We start from the raw sequence: 21,881 nt of genomic DNA, 5'->3' as shown, positions 1-21,881 counted from the left end.
AGGCATCCGCGGCACCCGGAGCGATCAGCCGCGGAAGAACGCGTTGGCCGAACGCGACTACAGCAGCGCCAGCACGAGCACCGCAACCGGAATGCTCACGAGTTCGGATCAGAAAGGCGCTGGAGCGACGAAAGCGGTGAAGATGCTCGCGCTGAGCGAGAGCATTTCGACAATCGTGACGACGAGGCGGGAACCGCTCTTGCCGCGGAGGAGGCCGTTGGCCACCGCCACCACAACCACGCCGACCACAATGCTGACGATCGCTGTGGTGAGAATCGGAGCGGTTCCGCCGACAGAGAGCACGATCTCAGGCTCGTGCTGCATGAAGAGCAGAAGAACGCCACCCACAATGTCGAGCACACCCGAGATTCAGGCGAGTACCGCTGCCGCCGTGACGCCACCGGGGCGACGGTTGAGGGATCTGTTGGCCAGAGCGTTGCCCTTCGTCGGGCGGGCAGAGGTGAGCCCGCTGCGCACAGCGTGGCGGGCGGCACCCGCTCTCCACAAGGCGCGGTGTGGCCGCGGGGGTGTTGGACGTCGCGCCGCTCCGCGCACATTCGCTACGCTCAAGCCCGTGGCGCGCGAGCTTCGCGCCCCACCGTGAGACGGGGGTATTCGTGAAGTACGTGTTCGCAACACTTCGAACGGCGGCGGCGCTGGCGATCGTGATCGCGATCGTTGCACAGTTCCAGAGCACGGCCGCCGGAACAGAGGTCAATCCGTTCAACTTCTTCGGCTACTTCACGATGCAGAGCAACATCATCGCCGCCGCCGCGTTCGCGCTCTCGGCGTTCTTCATTTTTCGTGAACGCGCCCAGCCCAGCTGGCTCTCGTATCTGCGGGCCCTCGCCACGGTGGTGATGGCCATCGTCGGCCTCGTCTACAACACGCTTCTGGCGGATGCCGGCCTCGACGGCTCGTTCAATGTGCCGTGGTCCAACGACATCCTCCACGTCTGGATCCCGATCTACGCCGTTCTCGACTGGGTGTTGTTCGGCGACAAGGTGAAGCTGCCCTTCGACAAGCTCTGGGTGATGCTGATCTACCCGGCGATCTGGCTCGTCGTCGTGCTGATCCGTGGCGCGAACGACGGCTGGGTGCCCTACCCCTTCCTCGACCCGGCCACCGGCTACCCCTCCGTTGGCGTGTACTGCCTGCTCATCGCGGCGGTGACGATCCTCTTCGGCTATGGGGCGTACGCCCTGAGCCGGACCCGGATCCTGCGGCCCTAGGGCGCGCACGCAGAACGGGCCGCCCCAGTGGGTACGTCCCGTTCCGCGTGCGGCTCATGCCGTTTCAGCCTGCTGCCGCCGGCTGCAGCCGCTAGTAGCTCAGGCCGTGGCCGAAGCGGAACAACGGGTCCTTCGTGTCGAAGGGCACATCGGGGCGGTTCGCCTCGACGGCGGCCATGCTGCTCGGCAGCTCCATCGGCAGCTTGCCCCGCGGCGTGAACTCACCGAACAGCACGTCGAGCAACGCGGCGCCGCTGGCGCCGAAGTTGCCGACGATCGCGGCGACGTCGCCGACGATCGGGGTGAGGATCGCCGGACGGTCCAGGAACACGTCCACCACGGTCGGGACGACCGCCGCCAGCGCCCGGACGTGGTTGACGGTCTCGGCGTCGAAGTCGAGCGAGCCCTGGTGGAAGAAATTCTCGAAGTGGTTCTCCCGCGGGGTGAATGGGGCCTGCAGGCGCACGATCGCGACGTCTGCCTCGGCCGGGGTGCCGACGACGGTGCCATAGCCGGCCGCGACCTCGGCGTCGACGCCCTCCACGTAGACGCGGATGCCGCGGGCCAGCGGAAGCGTGGGCGCGCCGGCATCCGAGGTGCTGTTGGTCAGCACCGTGATCGCCGCGCGCTGGGCGGCAGCGCCGGCGGCGCGGAATTCCTCGTTGCCGACGGTGCGCACCGCGTTGGCGACGTCGACGAGGGGCGCGTCGAACAGCCCGAGGCGGAACTTCTCGCGCAGCAGGCGGCGCGCGGACTCGTCGATGCGCGCCTCGCTGACGTCGCCGGAGCGGACGATCTCGATGAGCAGCTCCGGCACGTCCTCGCCGCCGAACTGGTCGGCACCGGCCTCCAGCACCTTGACCATGCGCTCGCGCGGGCTGAGGTGTTCGACGCCCCAGGCGCGGGCCGGGAACGGCTGGCCCATGATCTCGGCGTCGGTGATCAGGCCCCAGTCGGTGCAGACGATGCCGTCGAACTTGTACCGCTCACGCAGCAGGCCGGTGATGACGCTCTTGTTGAAGCCGAAGCCGACCTCTTCGTACTCGGTGCCGATGGGCATGCCGTAGTAGGGCATGATCTGGCTGGTGCCGGCCTCGAAGGCATCCTCGAAAGGCTTGAGGTGGTGCTCAAAGTTGTCGCCGGGGTAGACCTGTTCGCGGCCGTGCGCGAAGTGGGGGTCCTCGCCGTCTTTCTGCGGGCCGCCGCCCGGGAAGTGCTTGGTCATGGTGGAGACGGACTCCGGGCCGATCTCCGGGCCCTGGAAGCCGCGGATGTAGGCGGCGCCCAGGGCGCCGCTCAGCTCGGCGCTCTCACCGAAGGTGTTCACCTGGCGCGACCAGCGCGGCTCGGTGGCGAGGTCGATCTGCGGGTGCAGGGCGACGCGCAGGCCGACGGCGAGGTATTCCTGGCGGGCAATGTCGCCGAAGCGCTCGACCAGTTCGGTGTCGCCGATGGCTGCGAGGCCGAGGGTCTCCGGCCATTCCGAGAACGGGCCGGCGTTCATGGCGACGCCGGGGTTGTCGCTGAAGGAGTGGCGCGGGTCGGAGGACAGCGTGACGGGGATGCCCAGGCGCGTCTTCGCCGCGAGCCCCTGCAGGCGGTTGTGCCACTCCGCCATGAGCTCGGCGCTCGGCGCCGAGCCGAGCAGGTTGAAGTGCGTCATCTGCAGGCCGTTGATGTAGTCGTCGGTCGAGGGCAGGCCGAAGGTGGCGTCCGCCCCGGCCAGCTGGCCGTCCTCGCCCATGGTGATCATGGTCTGGAAGAACAGGCCGGCCTTCTCCTCCAGCGTCATCTGGCCGAGCAGCCGCTCGACCCGCTCGTCGATGGGCAGGCTCGCATCGCGGAAGCTCGGGTCGATGGGGGCGGATGCCGCGGCATCCGCGGTCATGGTCTCAGACGACTCAGGCATGGTGTCCTCTCTCGGCGACTTCTCCGAAGTCGATCGGGCGCGCAGCGCTGCGCTCCACGCAGCATAACCCGAATGTGATTCGGTTTTCGAGTGGGTTCGGGGAATTCGCGTGGGCTGCCTGTGGGCCGGCACCGGGCACGTGCGATCATCGAGGGATGAGCGTGCAGCTGAAACCCATGCCTGAAGATCGACTCGCAACGTGGATCCGTGCCTCACAGGAGGAGTTTCGCCTGTCCCGCATCGAGGCCGGTGAGTCGGCGGAGCTGGCGGGCCTCCGCGCAGCCGAGTCGACGGAGCGCTACTTCGGCACCGGCCGTCCGCTGCCCCTGCACCAGGTCTTCGACGTGGTGCTCCCGGATGCCGGCTGCACCGTCGTCGGCCACCTCTGGATTGGGCCGCAGTTCGGCAGCACGACGGACTGGTGGGTGTGGGACGTGGAGATCGCCGAGGCGCACCGCCGCAACGGCTACGCCCGGGAGGCACTGCAGCTCGGCGAGGCAGAGGCGCGCGCGCTCGGCGCCCAGTCGATCGGCCTCAACGTGTTCGGCTACAACACCGGTGCGCAGGCGCTCTACGAGTCGCTCGGCTACGCGATCGCGGCCGTGAACATGAGCAAGAGGCTCGACTAGAGTCGGTGCGCCGACGCCGCGGCCGCGAGCTCGTGGGCCCAGATGTTCGAGCGGATGGGGTTGCCCTTCGGGTACTCGAAGTCGACTTCGCCGCGCAGCGTGAAGCCGCCCCTGCGGCAGAGGGCGTTGGACGCGACATTGTCGATTCGGGGGAACGCCAGGAGCAGCGGGCGATCACCCTGCTGCACGGCATCCGCGACGCACAGGGCGAGGGCGCGTGCGGCAAGTCCGCGCCCTTGGTGGGCGGTCGCGATGCTCCAGCCCGTCTCATAGACGTCCTCGCCCTGCCACTGCTTCTTCCAGTAGCCGATCGAGCCGACCGGCTCCGGCTCGCGGGAGCTCTCGACGACGAACATGCGCGCCTCGCCCTCCTGCCAGAGCCGCAGGAAGCGGGCGTGCCGGTTGCGCAGCGCCTCCTCGGATTCCGGGCCGCCGAGGAAGACCGTCATCGCGGGGGTGTTGCTGCGCTCCAACACGGGGAAGTCGTTGTCGCTCCAGGGGCGGAGCGTGATCGTCTCGTCCATGCGACGAGGCTACGACCGGGCACTGACACGGGGCAAGGAGGGCGGCGGCGTTGGCTTCGGTCGCAGGCTCCCTCGAGCCAACGGGAGTTGCACTTGCGCTCCCGCCAGCCGACGGGAGAGACGCCGGATGCGGAGGCAACCCGGAGATCGGGAGGCAACTTTCGACCGAAAGCCGCCTCCCCATCCCCCGCCGGCCTCCCGATCCGCCTCGGCCGGCTCCTCAGCCGCGCCGGTTGCGTCCCCACCCGCTGGTCGAGTGGGCCCGCCAGGGCCGTATCGAGACCCGGTTTCCCGCGGGGAACCGGGCCTCGTGCGAGGTCTCGATACGCTCGTTCCTCGCTACTCGACCAGCGGGTGGGGGCAGCCAACGGGGAGTGTGGGTGGCGAGACACCCGCTGGTCGAGTAGGCCCGCCAGGGCCGTATCGAGACCCGGTTTCCAGCGCGGAAACGGGCCTCGTGCGAGGTCTCGATACGCTCGTTCCTCGCTACTCGACCAACGGGTGCATACGAGGCGGTGTTGGCTTCGGTCGCTGGCGCTCCCTCTAGCCAACGAGGTGGGCGCTCCCTCGAGCCAACGGTGTGGGGCTAGCCGGCGGGGGCGAAGGCGGAGACGACCGTGACGAGGGCGTCGCCGTAGGCCTCCAGCTTCTTGGCGCCGATGCCGGTGATGCCGTCGAGCGCGGCCAGCGAGCGCGGCGTCGCCGACGCCACGGCGCGCAGCGTCGCATCGCCGAACACGATGTAGGCGGGCACGCCGAGCTCTTTGGCGGTCTCGGAGCGCCAGGCGCGCAGCGCCTCGAACAGCTCGACGCCGGCCGGGCTGAGGTCGGACAGCGCCGCGGCCTGCTTGCTCGAGCGGGTGCTGCGCGACGCGGTGCGCTCCGGCTCCGTGCGGAGCGAGACGGCGCGGTTGCCGGAGAGCACCTCCGCACCGGCATCCGTCATCGCCAGGGTGCCGTAGTCGCCGGTCGAGGCCAGCAGGCCCTGCGCCAGCAACTGGCGCACGACGCCGCGCCACTGCTGGTCGCTGAGGTCGGCGCCGATGCCCCAGGTGGCCAGGGCCTCGTGCTTGTGCTGGCTGGTGCGGGGCGTCTGCTTGCCGCGCAGGATGTCGACGATCTGGCCGGCTCCGAAGCTCTGGTTGCGCTCGCGGCGCAGCCGCACGACGGTCGAGAGCAGCTTCTGGGCGGGCACGGTGCCGTCCCAGGAGGCGGGCGGGGCCAGGCAGGTGTCGCAGTTGCCGCAGGGCGCGCTCGACTGGCCGAAGTAACTGAGCAGGTTGACGCGGCGGCACTCCACCGTCTCGCAGAGCGCGAGCATGGCGTCGAGGTGCGCGGCCATGCGTCGCTTGTGCGCGAGGTCGCCCGGCGAGGAGTCGATCATGCGCCGCTGTTGCACGACGTCTTGCAGTCCGTAGGCCAGCCAGGCCGTCGACGGGTCGCCGTCGCGGCCGGCGCGGCCGGTCTCCTGGTAGTAGCCCTCGACGGACTTCGGCAGGTCGATGTGGGCAACGAAGCGCACATCGGGCTTGTCGATGCCCATGCCGAAGGCGATCGTCGCGACGACGACGATGCCGTCCTCGCGCAGGAAGCGGGACTGGGTGCGGGCGCGCACGCCGGCGTCGAGGCCCGCGTGGTAGGGCAGCGCGTTCACGCCGTTGGCCTGCAGGAAGGCCGCCGTCTTCTCGGTCGTCGCCCGGGAGAGGGCGTAGACGATGCCGGCGTCGCCGGCGTGCTCGGTGCGGATGAAGTCGAGCAGCTGCTTGCGCACCTCGTTCTTCTCCACGATGCGGTACTGGATGTTCGGCCGGTCGAAGCTGGAGACGAAGTGCGCGGCCCGCTGCAGGTGCAGCCGGGAGGTGATCTCCTTGTGCGTGGCATCCGTCGCCGTCGCGGTGAGCGCGATGCGCGGCACGTCGGGCCAGCGCTCGGCCAGCTCGCCGAGGGCGAGGTAGTCGGGGCGGAAGTCGTGCCCCCACTGCGAGACACAGTGCGCCTCGTCGATCGCGAACAGGGCCACATGGCCGCGGGCCAGGAACTGCTTGGCCTGCTCGGTGCCGAGCCGCTCCGGGGCGATGTAGAGCAGGTCGAGCTCACCGGCGAGGTAGGCCTGCTCCACGGATGCCCGGGTGCCGGGGTCCTGGGTGGAGTTCAGGTAGGCGGCGCGCACGCCGACGGCGTTCAGCGCGTCGACCTGGTCTTGCATCAGGGCGATCAGCGGCGAGACGACGATGCCCGTCCCCTCGCGCAGCAGCGACGGGATCTGGTAGCAGAGGCTCTTGCCGCCGCCGGTGGGCATCAGCACGACGGCGTCGCCGCCGCCCGCGAGCTGCTCGATGATGGCGGCCTGCTCGCCGCGGAAGGACTCGTACCCGAACACCGTGTGCAGCGCCTCTGCAGCACTGGCAAACTTCGCCGGGGCCGGGCGAGCGGGGGTCGACGCGGCGGCCGCGTAGGCCCTTGCGGGGGCCTGCGCCTGCGCGAAGTACGGGTCCTCCGGCGGCACCCAGCCGTCTTCCGGCGGCGCCCAGTCGTCTTCGGGGGGAGGCGGGAAGCCCTCGTCAGCCCAGTCTGGTTCCGCTAGAAAAGTCACCCGTTGAGTGTAACCGGCGGCCCTGACAGCTCCGGCGAGAGGTGTCAGAGCCGCCTGGCGCGATGCTCGGTTTCTCGCTGGAAACCGGGTCTCGATACGACGCTGGCGCGCCTACTCGACCAGCGGGCCGGGGTGCCGTGGTCTAGCCGAAGGTGAAGGAGAAGGCCTGCACGCCCGGACCCGCTGCGACGGTGAGGGTGCCGGATGCCGCGGCATCCGTCTTCAGCAGCTCGTAGGAGCGCGGCACGCCGCTCACCTCGATGGCGTGGTCGACGCCGTCGACCGTGACCGTCAGCGTCCCGCTGCCTCCGAGGACCATGCGCACCTCGCTGCCGCTGTAGTTCAGCCGGATCGCGGCCCCGGCGGCGGCCGGCTCGATCGACTGGGTCCCGAGGGCCCACTCGCCCGCGAGGGCGAAGCTGTCCTTCGGCTGCTCGGCCGGCAGGCTGAACCGGCTCGTGGACGCCGAGTACTTCTCGGCCCCGCCGAAGTTCACGGCCTTGGTGGTTCCGAGGTACGTCTCGGGGGTCGTCGCCCCGGCGCTCGGCGTGGTGTCGGCTACCTCGGTGGCCGGGGGCAGCTGCACATCCGGGTTGGCCGCGACGAGCAGCTCGCGGATCAGCTTCTCGGTGTCGGCGTAGCCGCCCTCGCCGAAGCGGATGTGCCGCACGGTGCCGTCGGCGTCGATCAGGTAGTGCGCCGGCCAGTAGCGGTTCCGGTAGTTGGTCCAGGTCGAGAGGCTGTTGTCGAGGGCGACCGGGTAGTCGATGCCGAGGGCCGCGGCCCCGGCCACCACGTTGCGGGGCTCCTTCTCGAAGGCATACTCGGGCGAGTGCACGCCGATCACCTCAAGCCCGGCCGCCCGGTAGGCCTTGTCCCAGGCGACGACGTGCGGGACCGAGCGCTGGCAGTTGATGCAGGAGTAGGCCCAGAAGTCGATCAGGACGACCTTGCCGCGCAGCTGGTCGAGTGCGAGCGGCGCGTCTCCCGGGGTGTTGAACCACTGCTGGATGCCGGTGAGATCTGGAGCGGTGCCGCAGCTCTGCAGGGTGCTCGCCCCGTTCGTGCACTGGTCGAGGTCCTTGTTCTGCTCGTTCACCAGCCCGCCGAGGTCGAGAGCCTGGTCGACCTGCTCCGAGTTGCCGAATTGGTCCTGCAGCGCGCTCGTGTAGTCGGGCACGAGCCGCTGCAGCAGCTGCGGCACGTTGAAGACCAGGCCGATGGCGAGGGCGATCATCACGATTCCGCCGGTGATGCGGATGCCGCGCTGATGGGTGCGGAAGCTGCGCACCCGCTCGGCGACCCGGCGCCCGGCGAGCGCGAACACCAGCAGCGGCAGCGCGGCGCCGACGGCGAAGCTCGCGGTCAGCACGACGGTCTCCAGGCCGATGCGCCCCGTCGAGCCGGCGACGGTGATGGCGGCCAGCACCGGCCCGGCGCACGGCACGTAGACGGCGCCGAGGGCGAGGCCGAGCACGAAGCCGCCGCGCTCCGTGCCCACGTCCCTCTTCGGAATCCAGGCGAACGGCTTCTCGAGGATCGCCTCGAAGCGGGGCACGATCAGCCCGACGCCGATCAGCACCAGCACGACGAGGCCGGCCCAGCGCAGCACGTCCTGCGGCAGCCCGAGCAGGGCCAGGATCAGCGAGCCGATCAGCGTGAACACGCTGAAGCTGACGACGAGGCCGAGGATCACGAGGTAGGGCCGCCAGCGGGAGGGGGTGGCGGGCGCGGCATCCGTTGCGCCCGCCTGGGTGCGCGCGCTCTGCACGCCGCCCGACAGGAAGATGACGGGCAGCACGGGCAGGATGCACGGCGAGATGCCGGTGATGAGGCCTCCGGCGAAGCCGATGAGTGCGAGGGTGAGCACGATTTCCTCTCGAAACGGTGGCCGAGAATTCGGCTGCCAGGGGTTCGGTGCGGCGCCCGGAAGAGATTGCCCGGACTTTTCTGCGCATTCGACCAATCCGATTCGCGGATGCCGCCGAATCCCCTGTCGAGCCCCTCACAGCGCGTGGGCCCCGGCATCCGCCGAACTATCGAAGGAGATCTTCCATGCGACACTTCACCCGCAGCACGCTCACCACCCTCTCGGTCGCGGCCGTCGCGACGCTCGCCCTGGCCGGCTGTTCCATGGGCGCCTCGACGGCCGGCTCCGGCAGCTCCGACTCGAGCAGCCCGGAAACCTCGCAGAGCAGCACCCCGCAGGCGATGACCGCTGACCCGGCCGCCGACCTCGTCGGCCCCGGCTGCGCGGCGTACGCAGAGGCCGTCCCCTCCGGCGACGGCTCGATCATGGGCATGTCGGCGGACCCCGTCGCCGTGGCCGCGTCGAACAACCCGATGCTGACCACGCTGACCGCCGCGGTCTCCGGCCAGCTGAACCCCGACGTCAACCTGGTCGACACGCTCAACGGCTCGGAGTTCACCGTGTTCGCCCCCGTCGATGACGCGTTCGCGATGATCGACCCGGCCACCATCGACACGCTGAAGACCGACTCGGCCCTGTTGACCAGCATCCTGACCTACCACGTGGTGCCCGGCCAGATCGCTCCGGATGCCATCGTCGGCACGCACACGACAGTGCAGGGCGGCACGGTCGAGGTGACCGGCAGCGGCGAGAACCTCAAGGTCAACGACGCCACCGTGATCTGCGGCGGGGTGCACACGGCCAACGCGACCGTGTACCTGATCGACTCGGTGCTGATGCCGAGCAACTGAGTGCACACCGTCGGCCGAGCGACCGACGCGAAAGCGGCCCGGGTTCCACAGAACCCGGGCCGCTTCGCGCGTGCTGCGCGTGCTAGCTCTTGCGGCGCACCAACACCACAGTGAGCAGGACGGCGAGCAGCGCCGCGACGATGCTGCCGCCGATCCAGAGCACGTCGCCGAGGGCGACGGCCGGCTCGCTACCGCTGTTGCCGGCATCCGGCGCGGTTGTGGCCTGGCCATCCCCCGAGCTCGCAGCAGCGCAGCTCGGCTCGACGGTGCCCTCGGCGAGCTCGACGCCGGCGCCCGGCGCCCACTCGAACTCGTAGGAGTCCGAGATCACGTGCGAGTCGACCGAGATGCCCCGCCAGGTCACCGTGTAGATGCCGGGCTCGCCGAGCTGCGCGTCGAGCGCGAGCGTTCCGCCGGTGACGACGCCGCAGCCCTCCCCGTAGTAGCGCGGGTCGGATGCCGGCCCGCTGACGACCATGGCGTTGCCAGACTCCGCCTGCAACAGGGCGTCACTCGTGGTCACCGAGAAGGTGCCCGGCTGCTCGGTCACCACCGAGTCGGCGGCCGGAACGGTGTCGAGCACCTGGTTGTGCGCGGAGGCGGGCGCGGCGGCGCCGAACAGCACGACTCCCAGTGCCAGGGCGAGCGCGATCGAGGCGCCGGTGCGACGGTTCTTCATGCCGAGCATGCTGCCACCGCCTACTTCGAGGCTGCTGAACGGCGGGTGATGACGGCCAGCGCGATGCCGACGGCACCGACGACGAGGCCGACGACGCCCAGCACGCGGGCGACGATGTCGGCGCTCGGCGCGGCCGGGGCCACGGAGCTGTCGCCTGCCGCAGTCGCGGACGCGTCGCCGCTCGTGCTCTCGGTCGTCGCGCCGCCGTGGCCGTGGCCGTCACCCTCCGCAGACGCCTCGGTCAGCGTGAAGGCGGGCGCGGGGGCGTCCGGCTCGGCCTCTCCGGCGACGGTCGTCTCGTTCCAGTTGGTCTCGCCGACCGTGCAGGTCTGCAGCACCGGGAACTCGAGCGTGTCCCCAGCGGCCTCCGCCGGCAGCTTGGCCGAGAGCACGAAGGTGTCGCGCAGGCCGTCCTCCAGCGGCGCGATGGCGGTGTAGACGACCTGCGAGGTGCGGGCGGCATCCCCGTCGCCCGTCTTCACCTTCTCGATGGTCCAGTTGGGGTTGACCGTCGGGGTGACGCTGACGATGCTCTCGGGGATGTCGATGGCGATGCGGGTGGTCGCGGCGCCGTCGCAGCCGTGGCCGACCGAGAAGGTCAGCAGCGAGTAGGAGCCGGCGGCGGTGTCACTCGGGGTGACGCCGACGTGGGCGGATGCCGCCAGGGGCGCGCCGACGGCGAGCAGGGCTCCGGCGGCGAGGCCGGCGAATGCGAGGGTGCGGGTGGAGCGGGTACGGCTGGTCATGAGAATCCTTGGTGTGGTGCCGAGGGCCGCCGCGCAGTGCAGAGCGCACGGCGCGCGGCCGGTCAGAGTTCGGCGAAGAGAGTATGGATGACGCGGTGGGGCGCTAGGCGCGCGCGAGCACCGGCGGTCCACGGTGCCGCAGCGCGGACTGCACGACGTCCAGCGGGCGCGGGATCCACACGGCGGCCACGGCGGGGCGGGCCGGTGCGGCATCCGGGATCGGGGCGAGGACGATCGGGCGCACGGCCAGGGCGCTCAGCGCGAGGCCGGCGGTGCGCAACAGGCCGCGCAGGGCGTACTCGCCCCGCAGGATCGCGGCGACGGTGAGCAGTCCGGCGATGGTGTGGCCGAGCAGCATCCAGACGTCGTGGTGCGCGCTGCCGAGGACCGGAGCGATGCCAGCCGGCGCGATCGCCGACAGCTGGGCGGCGATCTCGGCGGAGCTCAGGTGGTGGCCGGCGTGCCCGGTCCCGGCGAGCGGGGTGGCCGCCAGCTGGCCGCCGAACAGGCTGAACAGCCCGTGGAAGACGATCTGGCTGCCGGCGACGGAGAGCACGACCCGCCACGGAGCCGGGCCGGTGCGGCCGGGCGCCGGGCACTTCGGGCCGGACAGGCCGATGCTGAGCATGGCGGCGAACGCCAGCGAGAGCACGATGGCCAGCCAGCCCGGCGTGACGCCGCCGGCGAAGCTGTGCGAGAGCGCCGCGACGAAAACCGAGAACAGGGCGACGAGCCACCCGCGCGTGAACCGCGCCCAGCGTGTGCTCGTCATGCCTCAACCTTATCGCGCGCGCAACCCACGCCAGGGCCGGCGCCGCTCACCGGCACGACCCGCGGCCGGCGCCCACGGGAATGAGGAGGCCCCTCCCGGTCGTCGACCGGGAGGGGCCTCCTCGTTGCTGCGCCTACTACCAGAGGATCAGCGGCAGGGTCAGGCCGGTCGAGGCCTTCACCGTGTCGGAGCCGAGGTAGCGGGCCTTCAACAGGTGGACGCCCGAGCTGAGCTTCGGCAGGTTCACCTTCGCCTGGCCCTTGTCCTTCGCGGTCAGCTGGATGGTCGCGATGACCTTGTTGCCGTCCAGCACTTCGACCGTTCCGGTCGGCCGCGGACCGGAGACGGCGAGCACGCTCACCGTGTACTGGACCGTCGATCCCGCCTTGGCGAGCAGCTTGCTCGGCGCCCCGACCGTGAGGCTGGACACCTTGACCGGCGCGACGACCTTCTGGATCGTGATCGGCACGTTGACCGCGGTCCCTGTGGCGGCGACCGTGACAGCGAGTTGCTGCACACCGTCGATGCCGGCGGGGATCGTGATCTGGGCGGTCGCGGTGCCGGTCTCGTCGAACACCGCGGTACCGACCGTGGCGTCGACAGGGGCGGATGCGAGCACCGCCCCGCCGAGCGAGAGGTTGACCGTGCCGGGGGCCGGGGTGGACGCGTCGCCGAATGCCAGCGAGCTGAGCGTGACGGTCACGCTCTCCCCGGCGACATAGCCGGCCGCCGCAGCGGGCGGCGTCAGCACCACGCCGACGGCCCGCTGGGCGTAGTCGGGCGCTGCCGGCGAGTTGGCGGCGAGGTAGTCCACCATCGCGGCCAGGTCGACCTTGCCGGTGTCGGCCCGGTTGGTGCCGGATGCGAGAATCGTGAAGTTGTCGCCGCCGGATGCCAGGAACGAGTTCACCGTCACCCGGTAGCTCGCGGCCGGGTCGATGACCGCCCCGTTCAGCGTGATCGTGCCGATCCGTGCCCCGCTGGCGCCGGCGGGGTTGTAGTCGTAGACCAGCCCCTCCGAGACGCCGAGCTTGAGGAACGGCCGCGACGCGCCCGCCGGCTGCCACTGCTGCTCCAGCACCGCGCGCAGCTGGGCACCGGTCAGGTCCATCGCCACCAGGGTGTTGGCGAACGGCTGGACGATGGCGGCTTCGCGGTAGGTGACGTTGCCGTCGGGGTCGGTCGGCCCCGAGCTCGCGTACGGCATGTCAGTGCGCAGCCCGCCCGGGTTCATGAAGGCGATCTGGGCGTTGGCGCTCTGCGTCGCCCAGAGCTGCACGTCGGCCACGAAGTTGCCGAGCGTCGACTCGCCGCCGCGGTTCTCCGTTGTGCCGTTGGCGAGCTTGGCGCGGTTGAACGGGGCGGTGATGTCGCCCAGCTTCTTCGCGCCGAGCACCGCGGCGACCGCCACGGCGTCGTCGACGATGGTCTGCACCTCCGGCACGGCCGGGTAGAGCGGCTTCGCCGGCACAGCCGGCGTCGTCGGCGTCGCCGGGATCGGGTCGGTCATCAGCGGCAGCGTCTGGTTGCTGATCTCCAGCAGCTCCTTCGTCTGCGGGTTCACCGAGATGTCCATCAGGCCGAACTTCTCGCCGTACTGCCCGCTGGAGATCACCGGTCGCCCGTCGATCACGTGGTTGTAGGCGAGGTGTGTGTGCCCGGAGACGATCGCGTTGACGTCGCCGTCCACGCCGGTGACGACCTTGCCGAACGCCGAGTTGGGGTCGGTGGCCGAGCTGATTGCCGTGGTCGCGGCACCCTCGTGGATCAGCAGGATGACGACATCCGCCTCACCGTTGGACGGGTCGCCGTCGCGCAGCTGGTCGGCCACCCGGTTCACCTCGGTCACGGTGTCGCGCACCTCGAGGTTGGCGATGCCGGCCGGGCTGACGAGCGAGGGCAGTTCTTCGGTGACCGCACCGATGAATCCGATGGTGACGCCGTCGAACGTCTCGGTGTAGTACTCGTCCAGCGCGGGTTTGCCCGTGGTCTTGTCGTAGACGTTGGCCACGAGGTACTCCCAGTTGGCCCGCGGGATCACCCGGTCGGTGAGGTCGGCGAAGCCCTGGTCGAACTCGTGGTTGCCGACGGAGCTCACATCGAGCCCGGCGGCGTTCAGCGCGTCGATCGTCGGGTTGTCCTGCTGGATGAACGAGGTGAAGGTGGAGGCGCCGATCAGGTCGCCCGCCGCGGCGAACACCGTGTTCGGGTTCGCGTCGCGGATCTGCTTAACCGCGCCGGCGAGCACCGCCGCACCGCCGGAGGGGGCGAGCTGCTCGATCCGGCCGTGGAAGTCGTTCACCGTGACGACGTTGATGTCGACGGGAACGGCCTCACTGTTCAGGCCGACCACGATCGGGTCGTGGTCGCTGGAGCGGAACGGCGTTCCGGCCTCCGTCGCCGCGAACTCGTAGCCGCGATCTCCCCACTCGGGCGAGTTGATGCCCCAGACGCCGGCACCGGTCACCCGGGGGGCGACGGACGGCGAGGCCAGCACGTGGTCGAGCGAGCCGAGCTCCCCGCTGAAGGTGTAGGTGTACTGGCCGGGTGCCTTCGCCGGGACGAGGTCGCTCCAGCCGGCGGCGGTGAACACGTTGATCGGGTCCTCGTGCGCGTAGGCGTTGAAGTCGCCGATCAGGAACACGTCATCGCTGCCCGAGTCCGCCTGCAGCTGCTGGCTGAAGGCGAGCAGGGCCTGCGCCTGCTCGGTGCGCTCGGCGTTGAAGAAGCCCTGCCCGTCGGCCGGCTCCGGCGCCGTGTTTCCGCTCGGCGCCGACTTCGACTTGAAGTGGTTCGCCACGACTGTGACGGTCCGAGCGCCGAGGGTGAAGGTCTGGGCGATCGGCTCGCGCGCGATGTCCCACACGGTCTCGTCGATGACGGTCTTGCTCGCGCCGACCGGCGTCGCGGCGTCCTTCTTGTAGATGATGGCGCTCGTGATGAAGTCGGTGATGGCCGCGTCGTTCAGCGCGGCCGGCGTCGGGACCGCCGCCCACACCTCGGAGCCGGTCGCGGCGTTGAGGCCGGCGACCAGGTCGTTCAGCGCGTGGTCGATGTCGGCCGGCGTGGCCAGCTTGACCGAGTTCTCGATCTCCATCAGGGCGACGACGTCGGCGTCCAGGCCGTTGATGGCCGCGACGATCTTGGACTTCTGGATGTCGAACTCGGCCTGCGTCGCGGCGCCGCGGGCGCCGGAGTTCACGGAGGAGAGCGTCGTGAAGTAGTTGAACACGTTGAAGGAGGCGAGCTTCACGTCGCCGCCGACCGCGGGCGGGGCATCCTGCCGGACGTTCACCGGGGTGAACGACACCTTGAGCGCGGCGTCGCTGCTGTCGGTCAGCGGGAGCTGGGGCTGCAGGCGCCACTCGTTGAAGGCGTAGCTGAGCACCATGCCGGCGTCCGGGAAGACGGCGGTGTCGCCGTTGCGGACGACGGTGTCCTTGGTGAAGTAGGGCTGCTCGCCGACGTGCGTCGCGGCATCGACGCGGGCGCTGTAGCCGTCGTCGACGAGCAGGCGGGCGCCCTTGTTGGCCGCGGCGATGGCGGTGGCCTCGTCACCCGGGCCGACGAGCTCGGTGTTCTTGATCGCGGGGGCTGCCCCGGCGTTCAGCCAGAGCTCGCCGAAGGAGAACAGGCTGTGGCTCGACGCCAGCGAGTAGCTGCCGGTCGGGGCGACCAGCATGCCCTCATACGCCTCGCGCGCGTCGCCGCGCACGCTGTCTGGCAGCGGGACGGGAGCGGGCAGGCCGACGCCGGCCGTGACCAGTGCGACGGCCCCGGCCGCGCTCGCGGTGATCTGGGTGACCGCGTTGAATTCGCTGACCGCTCCGGTGACGCTGACCTGGTCGCCGATTGCGATGCCGGCGGCCTGGTTGTTGCCGAGGAACACGAAGATGCCGTCGGATGCCCCGGGGCTCGGGTCGACGTCGCCGCCGACGCCGGGCGTCTGCACGTAGATGCCGCGGTAGCCGCCCGTGCGGTGGTCGGCCGTGACGATGCCGTCGACGGTGACGGTCTGGCCGGGAATCGGGGTGGCCGCGCCGGTGCCCTGCACGTCGGCGATGGTGTGGGTGGCGAGGGCGGCGGGGTCGGCCGCGAAGGCCGGTGCGGCGCCGAAGGCCGTGAAGGCGAGCGCGGCCGTCGTGGTGACGGCGAGCACTCCAAGCCTCCGGGGCCGAGAGCTGTGTTTCTGGTGCACGAGATCTCCTGTCCTAGTGGTGCCGCGTTCAGGCGCGCCGAATACCGCGGTGTGACCGCGCTGGCGAGCCGATCGGGACGGCAGACTGGCCCTCTGATGGGGGTCATCGGCAGCTTAGGGTTCCCTGTGAGTCGTGCCAAGAGGGAACCTCGATTTTTCTTCTGCACTTAAGCAGATTGTTCCCTTTCCTGCTCATCTGAGCAGGGGCCTGCGCAGGCTATTCTGAAGCTCTCATGCTCCTCTCGATCCTCGGCCTGGCCGGCGCGCTGGCGTACGGCACCGCCGACTTCTTCGGCGGGCTCGCCTCTCGGCGCATCACGGCACTGCCGACCTCGGCCATCGCGGCTGCGGCGGGCCTGACCGCGCTCGCACTGACCCTGCCCTGGCTGGGCGGGGAGTGGTCGGCATCCGCGATCGGCCTCGGGGTGCTCGCCGGCCTGGCCGGCGCCGTCGCGCTCCCGCTCCTCTACGCCTGTCTGGCCCTCGGGCCGATGAGCATCCTGTCGCCGCTGACGGCGGTGGTCTCCGCGCTGGTTCCGATGAGCGTCGGCCTGGCCCGCGGCGAGTCGCTCTCCCCCCTCGGCTACGGGGCGCTCGGCCTCGCGCTCATCGCCGTGGTGCTCGTTGGCTTCGTGCCGGAGAAGGGGGCGGTGCGGCCGAGCCTGCGCGGCGTGCTGATGGCGATCGGCAGCGGCGCGGCCATCGGCGTGTTCCTGATCCTGATCGACCTCACCCCGGAGGAGAGCGGCATCAACCCGCTCATCGTCGGTCGCTTCGTGAACGCGCTCATCATGGGCACCGCCGCTGTGCTGATCTGGCGCATCGGGGTGCGCCGGGTCGGGGCCGGGGTCGGCGCCGCCCGCGCTCTGCCGGTGCGGCCGCGGACGCTGTCGCCGACCGTGCGCGCGGGGCTGCTGCTCGCCATGCTCGGCGGGCTCTGCGACGCCTGCGCCAACGTGCTCATCCTGATCGGGCTGCGGCTCGGCGAGCTCAGCGTGATGAGCGTGCTCGTCGCCATGTACCCGGCCGGGACGATCCTGCTCGCTGCGCTCGTGCTGCGCGAGCGCATCGCCCCCGTGCAGTGGGTGGGCCTGGCGCTGGCGCTGACCGCCGCCGGTCTGCTCGCGCTCGCCTAGGCCGCCGCCGGCCTGCTCGCGCTCGCCTAGGCCGCCGCCCGACCGCCGCCCGGCCGTGCGGAACCGGGCCGCGGGCCGGCCGCCCGGAATGGCGGGATCCGCCGCACGGTGAAACGATGGAGGGGCCGGGCCCGTGCCTACGAGGCTGGGGCCCGACGGTTGAACGCTCGCACCACGACAAAGGAGAACCGAGCATGAAGGCTGCACGCTTCCACGCCCAGAAAGACATCCGCATCGAAGACATCCCCGAGCCGGAGCTGCGCCCCGGCGCCGTGGCCATCGACGTCGCCTGGTGCGGCATCTGCGGCACCGACCTGCACGAGTACCTCGAGGGCCCGATCTTCATCTCGCCGGAGGGACACCCGCACCCGCTCTCGCACGAGACCGCCCCGGTCACGCTCGGCCACGAGTTCTCCGGCACGGTGAGCGCGCTGGGCGACGGCGTCACCGACCTCACCGTCGGCGAAGCCGTCGTCGTCGAGCCGTACTTCGTCTGCAACGAGTGTGCGCCGTGCCTGGCCGGCAACTACCACCTGTGCACCAAGATGGGCTTCATCGGGCTCGCCGGCGGCGGCGGAGGGCTCAGCGAGAAGGTTGTCGTCGATCGACGCTGGGTGCACCCCGTCGGCGACATCCCGCTCGACCAGGCCGCCCTCATCGAACCGCTCTCCGTCGGCCACCACGCCGTCATGCGCAGCGGCGCCCAGGCCGGCGACATCGCACTGATCGGCGGCGCAGGGCCGATCGGGCTGTTGACCGCCGCCGTGCTCAAGGCCATCGGCGTGACCGTGATCATGTCCGAGCTGAGCGCCGCCCGCAAGCAGAAGGCCATCGACACGGGCGTGGCCGACTTCGTGGTCGACCCGAGCACCGAGGACCTGCAGGCGCGCGTGCTGGAGATCACCGACGGCATCGGCGTGGACGTCGCCTTCGAGTGCACCAGCGTCAACGTCGTGCTGAACCAGCTCTTCGACGCGGTCAAGCCCGCCGGCGTGATCGTCAACGTCTCCATCTGGGGCAAGCCGGCCAGCATCGACATGCAGAAGCTCGTGCTCAAGGAGATCGACCTGCGCGGGACGATCGCCTACGTGCGCGACCACGCGGCGACCATCGAGCTGGTGCAGCAGGGCAAGGTGAACCTCGAGCCGTTCATCACCGGCCGCATCGCGCTGGAGAATCTGATCGACGAGGGCTTCGACACCCTGATCAACCACAACGAGACCGCCGTCAAGATCATCGTCCACCCCTAGCGGCACCGACGCCCGGCCGAGCCGCCCGTTGCGCGGGCTTGGCCGGAGCGTGGCCCGGCCCGGAGCGCCTAGTCCTGGCGGAGCGAGAAGGCCGACGCCTCGGCGACGAGCTCCGGGCTCGGGCGCACGCCGGTGTAGAGCACGAACTGTTCCTCGGCCTGGATCGCGATCACCTCGGCGCCGGTGATCACCGGCTTGCCCGCGGCCCGGGCGGCCCGGATGAGCGGCGTCTCGCTGGGCAGGGCGACCACGTCCCAGACGACGGACGCCGCGGCGATGGCCGCGTCCGAGAACGACTGCTCCCCCGCCTCCGGCCCGCCGGCCATGCCGAGCGGTGTGACGTTGACGATCAGCTCCGCGTGCACCGCCGACTCGTCATCCGTCGCCCGCCAGCCGTACTGGGCGGCCAGCGCCCGGCCAGCCGCCGCATTGCGGGCCAGCACGGTGCCGTTCTGGAACCCGGCATCGCGCAGCGCAGCGACGACCGCCTTGGCCATGCCGCCGCTGCCGCGCACGACCACACTGCAGGGGTCGACCGCGTGCCGGTCGAGGAGACGCTGGATCGCCAGGTAGTCGGTGTTGTAGGCGACCAGGCGCCCGTCGGTGTTGACGATCGTGTTGATCGACTCGATCGCCGACGCCGAGGCATCCAGCTCGTCGACGAGCGGGATCACGGCCTCCTTGAACGGCATCGAGACGGCGCAGCCGCGGATGCCGAGGCCGCGCACACCGGCGATGGCGGCGGGCAGGTCGTCGGTGCTGAACGCCTTGTAGATGTAGTTCAGCCCGAGGGCGTCGTACAGGTAGTTGTGGAAGCGGGTGCCGATGTTGCTCGGTCGCCCGGAGAGCGAGATGCACAGCGTCATGTCTTTGTTGAGGATCGGCATCCCTGCACTCTAGGCGCTCGGCGCGGGCGCGCGGCACCGCCCCGGCGCCGGATCACATGTCGGCGCCGAAGCGGCCGCGCGCCTCCACCGGGATGAGGGGCTTCTCTGCGCGCACCTTCAGCTCCTGCACCGCCCAGCTGTTGCCGTCGGGGTCACTGAAGCCGAAGAACGTGCCGCCGTCGCGGGGGTCGATGACCATGATCTCGCCGGCCTCCACCCCGCGCCCGACGAGCTCGGCCCTGGCGGCCTGGGCGTCCGAGACGACGAGCTGCAGCCCGCGCATCGAGCCGGGCGCCATCTCGTTCTGCGAGGGCAGGTTGCCGAACACGATCGAGCAGCCGGAGCCCTGCGGGGTCAGCTGCACGACGTGCATCTGCTCGGTCTGGGTGTTGTGGTCGAGGTGGAACCCGACCTTGTCGCGGTAGAACTCGATCGCGCGGTCGATGTCGCTGACCGGCAGGATGACGACTTCGAGTGTCCAATCCATGATGCTTCTCCTTGCGATTCGTGGGTGCGGTGTTGGTGGCGGATGCCGCGGGCCGGCGCCCGCGGCATCCGTCCCGTTCTACAGCGAGGGCAGCAGGGCGTCGAGGCGCTCGTAGCCCTCGCGCATGCCCATCTCCATGTCGCTGGCGATCATGCCGTCGCGCGCCTCCAGGTTGGGGTAGACGGAGTGGCCGGAGAGCCGGCTGCGCCCGCCGCCCAGGTCCTCGAAGCGGAGCGCCTCGATGCTGACGGTGTCTGGATAGCCCTCGTACTCAAACGTCTGGATGGCGAACTCGTTCGGGCGCACGACGTGGAAGACGCCGTTGAACGCGTACTCCTCGCCGTCCGGCCCGATGTGGATGTAGCGGTAGCCGCCGCCGGTGACGAAGTCGTAGCGCTCGATGCGCATCTCGTAGCCGTTCGGCCCGAGCCACTGCTTGATCAACCCCGGCTCGGTGTGGGCGCGGAAGACGGCCTCGATGGGGGCGTCGAACTCACGCTCGAAGTCGACGTACTGCACACCGGCCGGAGCGGTGACGGTGAGAGCGTTGGTGGTGGTGCTCATTGTTCTTTCTCCTCATGATTCGGTGGTGCTGGTCAGCGATCCAAGCAGTGAGTCGAGTCGGCGGAACTGTTGCTCGTGGATGAGGCGGTACCCGTCGATCCAGGCGGTGAGGGCTTCGAGGGCGGCCGCGTCCAGGTGCACCGGGCGGCGCTGGGCGTCACGGCTGCGCGTGACGAGCCCCGCGTGCTCGAGCACCTGGATGTGCTTCGACACGGCCTGCTTGCTGATGTCGAACGGCTCGGCGAGTTCGTTCACCGTGGCCGGCCCGCGGCTGAGCCTGGCGATGATCTCCCGCCGCACCGGGTCGGCCAGGGCCATGAAGGCCCGGTCGAGGCGCGCGTCGGCGGGGTTCTCATCGATCATGCTGACACCAGTGTGCTCACGTTTTTATTCAACCTTTTGCTTGATCAACTATTTAATTGATTACAAGCTACGCCGCACCGATCACCCTGTCAAGGGTTTCTTCCTGCCGGGTCAGGAGAGCAGCAGCGAGATGCCGAACAGCACCGGAATGCAGCCCAGCGTGGTGACGAAGACGGTGTCGCGCGCCATGATCTCGGCCGTCTCGTAGCGCTGCGCATAGTTGAACACGTTTTGCGCCGTGGGCAGCGCGGCCAACACGACGACCGCGTACAGCGCCTCGCCGTCCAGGCCGAACACGAAGGAGGCCAACAGCCAGGCGGTGGCCGGCATGACCAGGAGCTTGAGGGCGGATGCCAGCACGACGAGTGCGCGCCCACTGCCCGGGCTGAGCATGCGCTGCCCCGCCAGCGACAGGCCGAAGCTGATCAGCATCAGCGGAATCGCGGCCTCGCCGACGCGGGCGATGGGGTCGTGCACGATCGGGGGCAGGGTGATCCCGGCCAGCGAGACCAACAGGCCGGCGAGGGAGCCGACGATGATCGGGTTGCGCAGGGTGCGGCCGAGGATGCGCGGCAGCGAGGTGGTGCCCGTGCTGCGCGCATCGAGGATCGCGAGCCCGATCGGCGCGAAGAGCAACAGCTGCAGCAGCACGATGGGCGCCGCGTAGGCCGCGCTGCCCAGCATGTACAGCGCCAGCGGGATTCCCACGTTGTTGGCGTTGACGTAGCCGGAGCTGAGCGATCCGATCACCGTCTCAGCGAGCGGGCGCCGCCAGACGAGCAGCGAGAGTGCGGCGAAGACGAGCATCATGAGCCCCGCGGCGAGCGCCGAGACGGGCAGCAGCGCGGAGAAGAGGGTGGCGACATCCGCCCCGGAGAGCACGGAGAACAAGAGCAGCGGCGAGAGCACGTAGAACACGATCTTGCTCAGCACCGGACGAGCGCCCGGACCGAGCACCCCGGTGCGGCCGACGAGGTAGCCGAGCAGGATCGGCAGTGCAATCACTGCGAAGCCGGTGGCGACGCCGCCGACGTCTGCATTCATGCGGTTCTGCTCCTCATTCGGGGTCGGCGGCCGACTCCGGGCCCCGAATGAAATCTACCGGTTCCGGTTCGAGCGCCGGCACGGCCGCTCCTGGCGCTGCCGCGGCGACGCTCCGGGCACGCCGCTGATCGGGCGGATGCGGGGGCC

Annotated in this window: 19 protein-coding genes; 5 read left to right on the top strand and 14 right to left on the bottom strand. The window is 70.2% G+C overall.

Annotated features, from left to right (window positions below):
- Nucleotides 1–108: 108 nt before the first annotated feature.
- Nucleotides 109–360 carry a hypothetical protein gene (locus BLT62_RS03940; protein ID WP_083362896.1) on the bottom strand — a complete coding sequence of 84 codons (252 nt, stop codon included), beginning with the start codon at nucleotides 358–360 and terminating at the stop codon, nucleotides 109–111.
- A gap of 257 nt (nucleotides 361–617) precedes the next feature.
- Here BLT62_RS03940 and BLT62_RS03935 point away from each other — a divergent pair, with 257 nt between their 5' ends.
- Nucleotides 618–1,232, top strand: coding sequence for a Pr6Pr family membrane protein (locus BLT62_RS03935; protein WP_083362895.1), 615 nt, complete (start codon nucleotides 618–620; stop codon nucleotides 1,230–1,232).
- A 91-nt stretch (nucleotides 1,233–1,323) separates the two neighbouring features.
- On the opposite strand, the gene BLT62_RS03930 is transcribed toward BLT62_RS03935, so the two are convergent.
- Nucleotides 1,324–3,120 carry a glycoside hydrolase family 3 protein gene (locus tag BLT62_RS03930; protein ID WP_156786444.1) on the bottom strand — a complete coding sequence of 599 codons (1,797 nt, stop codon included), beginning with the start codon at nucleotides 3,118–3,120 and terminating at the stop codon, nucleotides 1,324–1,326.
- A 197-nt stretch (nucleotides 3,121–3,317) separates the two neighbouring features.
- Between BLT62_RS03930 and BLT62_RS03925 the strand changes: the two genes are divergently transcribed.
- Nucleotides 3,318–3,770 carry a GNAT family N-acetyltransferase gene (locus BLT62_RS03925; RefSeq protein WP_197675163.1) on the top strand — a complete coding sequence of 151 codons (453 nt, stop codon included), beginning with the start codon at nucleotides 3,318–3,320 and terminating at the stop codon, nucleotides 3,768–3,770.
- Here BLT62_RS03925 and BLT62_RS03920 read toward each other — a convergent pair.
- The 3 genes from BLT62_RS03920 to BLT62_RS03910 all read right to left on the bottom strand — a co-directional run bounded on the left by BLT62_RS03920 (nucleotide 3,767) and on the right by BLT62_RS03910 (nucleotide 8,757).
- Entirely contained in the window at nucleotides 3,767–4,294 is a 528-nt protein-coding gene (locus BLT62_RS03920; RefSeq protein WP_083362893.1) for a GNAT family N-acetyltransferase, read from the bottom strand. The genes BLT62_RS03925 and BLT62_RS03920 overlap by 4 nt on opposite strands.
- Before the next feature lie 586 nt (nucleotides 4,295–4,880).
- Nucleotides 4,881–6,887: a DNA helicase RecQ gene (gene recQ, locus BLT62_RS03915; RefSeq protein WP_083362892.1), complete on the bottom strand. Its 2,007-nt coding sequence runs from the start codon at nucleotides 6,885–6,887 to the stop codon at nucleotides 4,881–4,883.
- 142 nt (nucleotides 6,888–7,029) lie between these two features.
- Nucleotides 7,030–8,757: a cytochrome c biogenesis protein DipZ gene (locus BLT62_RS03910; protein ID WP_083362891.1), complete on the bottom strand. Its 1,728-nt coding sequence runs from the start codon at nucleotides 8,755–8,757 to the stop codon at nucleotides 7,030–7,032.
- A gap of 185 nt (nucleotides 8,758–8,942) precedes the next feature.
- Between BLT62_RS03910 and BLT62_RS03905 the strand changes: the two genes are divergently transcribed.
- On the top strand, nucleotides 8,943–9,608 hold the full coding sequence (locus BLT62_RS03905; protein ID WP_083362890.1) for a fasciclin domain-containing protein: 666 nt from the start codon (nucleotides 8,943–8,945) through the stop codon (nucleotides 9,606–9,608).
- Nucleotides 9,609–9,690: 82 nt separating this feature from the next.
- Here the strand turns inward: BLT62_RS03905 and BLT62_RS03900 are convergent, their stop codons facing one another.
- The 4 genes from BLT62_RS03900 to BLT62_RS03885 form a co-directional block, all read right to left on the bottom strand.
- Complete coding sequence (locus BLT62_RS03900) at nucleotides 9,691–10,287, bottom strand: copper resistance CopC family protein (RefSeq protein WP_172829624.1); 597 nt, start codon at nucleotides 10,285–10,287, stop codon at nucleotides 9,691–9,693.
- Between the two features lie 20 nt (nucleotides 10,288–10,307).
- Nucleotides 10,308–11,033 carry a YcnI family copper-binding membrane protein gene (locus BLT62_RS03895; RefSeq protein ID WP_083362888.1) on the bottom strand — a complete coding sequence of 242 codons (726 nt, stop codon included), beginning with the start codon at nucleotides 11,031–11,033 and terminating at the stop codon, nucleotides 10,308–10,310.
- Nucleotides 11,034–11,136: 103 nt separating this feature from the next.
- A complete protein-coding gene (locus BLT62_RS03890; RefSeq protein WP_083362887.1) occupies nucleotides 11,137–11,805 on the bottom strand; it encodes a hypothetical protein in 669 nt (222 codons plus the stop codon).
- Between the two features lie 136 nt (nucleotides 11,806–11,941).
- Nucleotides 11,942–15,964 (bottom strand): ExeM/NucH family extracellular endonuclease, encoded by a 4,023-nt coding sequence (locus BLT62_RS03885; RefSeq protein WP_231919332.1) that lies wholly within the window; start codon nucleotides 15,962–15,964, stop codon nucleotides 11,942–11,944.
- 272 nt (nucleotides 15,965–16,236) lie between these two features.
- Here BLT62_RS03885 and BLT62_RS03880 point away from each other — a divergent pair, with 272 nt between their 5' ends.
- Together BLT62_RS03880 and BLT62_RS03875 are read left to right on the top strand one after the other, a co-directional pair.
- Nucleotides 16,237–17,139, top strand: coding sequence for an EamA family transporter (locus BLT62_RS03880; RefSeq protein WP_083362885.1), 903 nt, complete (start codon nucleotides 16,237–16,239; stop codon nucleotides 17,137–17,139).
- Nucleotides 17,140–17,333: 194 nt separating this feature from the next.
- Nucleotides 17,334–18,389 carry a 2,3-butanediol dehydrogenase gene (locus tag BLT62_RS03875; protein WP_083362884.1) on the top strand — a complete coding sequence of 352 codons (1,056 nt, stop codon included), beginning with the start codon at nucleotides 17,334–17,336 and terminating at the stop codon, nucleotides 18,387–18,389.
- Nucleotides 18,390–18,457: 68 nt separating this feature from the next.
- Here BLT62_RS03875 and BLT62_RS03870 read toward each other — a convergent pair whose 3' ends face one another.
- From BLT62_RS03870 to BLT62_RS03850, 5 genes are all read right to left on the bottom strand, one after another.
- Nucleotides 18,458–19,276, bottom strand: a complete 819-nt coding sequence (locus BLT62_RS03870) for a shikimate 5-dehydrogenase (protein WP_083362883.1) — start codon at nucleotides 19,274–19,276, stop codon at nucleotides 18,458–18,460.
- 52 nt (nucleotides 19,277–19,328) lie between these two features.
- Nucleotides 19,329–19,763, bottom strand: coding sequence for a VOC family protein (locus BLT62_RS03865; protein ID WP_083362882.1), 435 nt, complete (start codon nucleotides 19,761–19,763; stop codon nucleotides 19,329–19,331).
- Nucleotides 19,764–19,841: 78 nt separating this feature from the next.
- Nucleotides 19,842–20,327 (bottom strand): SRPBCC family protein, encoded by a 486-nt coding sequence (locus BLT62_RS03860; RefSeq protein ID WP_083362881.1) that lies wholly within the window; start codon nucleotides 20,325–20,327, stop codon nucleotides 19,842–19,844.
- Between the two features lie 12 nt (nucleotides 20,328–20,339).
- Complete coding sequence (locus BLT62_RS03855) at nucleotides 20,340–20,690, bottom strand: ArsR/SmtB family transcription factor (protein WP_083362880.1); 351 nt, start codon at nucleotides 20,688–20,690, stop codon at nucleotides 20,340–20,342.
- A gap of 111 nt (nucleotides 20,691–20,801) precedes the next feature.
- On the bottom strand, nucleotides 20,802–21,734 hold the full coding sequence (locus BLT62_RS03850; RefSeq protein ID WP_083362879.1) for an AEC family transporter: 933 nt from the start codon (nucleotides 21,732–21,734) through the stop codon (nucleotides 20,802–20,804).
- Between the last annotated feature and the right edge of the window lie 147 nt (nucleotides 21,735–21,881).

The organism is Microterricola viridarii (assembly GCF_900104895.1).
Classification (GTDB): Bacteria; Actinomycetota; Actinomycetes; order Actinomycetales; family Microbacteriaceae; genus Microterricola; species Microterricola viridarii.
This window is presented reverse-complemented; position numbering and strand designations above follow the sequence as displayed.

Bases quoted from the DNA above. Each gene is read 5' to 3' on its own strand.
- BLT62_RS03930 (WP_156786444.1), bottom strand. From the start codon at position 3,120: ATGACCGCGGATGCCGCGGCATCCGCCCCCATCGACCCGAGCTTCCGC.
- BLT62_RS03925 (WP_197675163.1), top strand. From the start codon at position 3,318: ATGCCTGAAGATCGACTCGCAACGTGGATCCGTGCCTCACAGGAGGAG.
- BLT62_RS03920 (WP_083362893.1), bottom strand. From the start codon at position 4,294: ATGGACGAGACGATCACGCTCCGCCCCTGGAGCGACAACGACTTCCCC.
- BLT62_RS03905 (WP_083362890.1), top strand. From the start codon at position 8,943: ATGCGACACTTCACCCGCAGCACGCTCACCACCCTCTCGGTCGCGGCC.
- BLT62_RS03900 (WP_172829624.1), bottom strand. From the start codon at position 10,287: ATGAAGAACCGTCGCACCGGCGCCTCGATCGCGCTCGCCCTGGCACTG.
- BLT62_RS03895 (WP_083362888.1), bottom strand. From the start codon at position 11,033: ATGACCAGCCGTACCCGCTCCACCCGCACCCTCGCATTCGCCGGCCTC.
- BLT62_RS03890 (WP_083362887.1), bottom strand. From the start codon at position 11,805: ATGACGAGCACACGCTGGGCGCGGTTCACGCGCGGGTGGCTCGTCGCC.
- BLT62_RS03880 (WP_083362885.1), top strand. From the start codon at position 16,237: ATGCTCCTCTCGATCCTCGGCCTGGCCGGCGCGCTGGCGTACGGCACC.
- BLT62_RS03875 (WP_083362884.1), top strand. From the start codon at position 17,334: ATGAAGGCTGCACGCTTCCACGCCCAGAAAGACATCCGCATCGAAGAC.
- BLT62_RS03870 (WP_083362883.1), bottom strand. From the start codon at position 19,276: ATGCCGATCCTCAACAAAGACATGACGCTGTGCATCTCGCTCTCCGGG.
- BLT62_RS03865 (WP_083362882.1), bottom strand. From the start codon at position 19,763: ATGGATTGGACACTCGAAGTCGTCATCCTGCCGGTCAGCGACATCGAC.
- BLT62_RS03860 (WP_083362881.1), bottom strand. From the start codon at position 20,327: ATGAGCACCACCACCAACGCTCTCACCGTCACCGCTCCGGCCGGTGTG.
- BLT62_RS03855 (WP_083362880.1), bottom strand. From the start codon at position 20,690: ATGATCGATGAGAACCCCGCCGACGCGCGCCTCGACCGGGCCTTCATG.
- BLT62_RS03850 (WP_083362879.1), bottom strand. From the start codon at position 21,734: ATGAATGCAGACGTCGGCGGCGTCGCCACCGGCTTCGCAGTGATTGCA.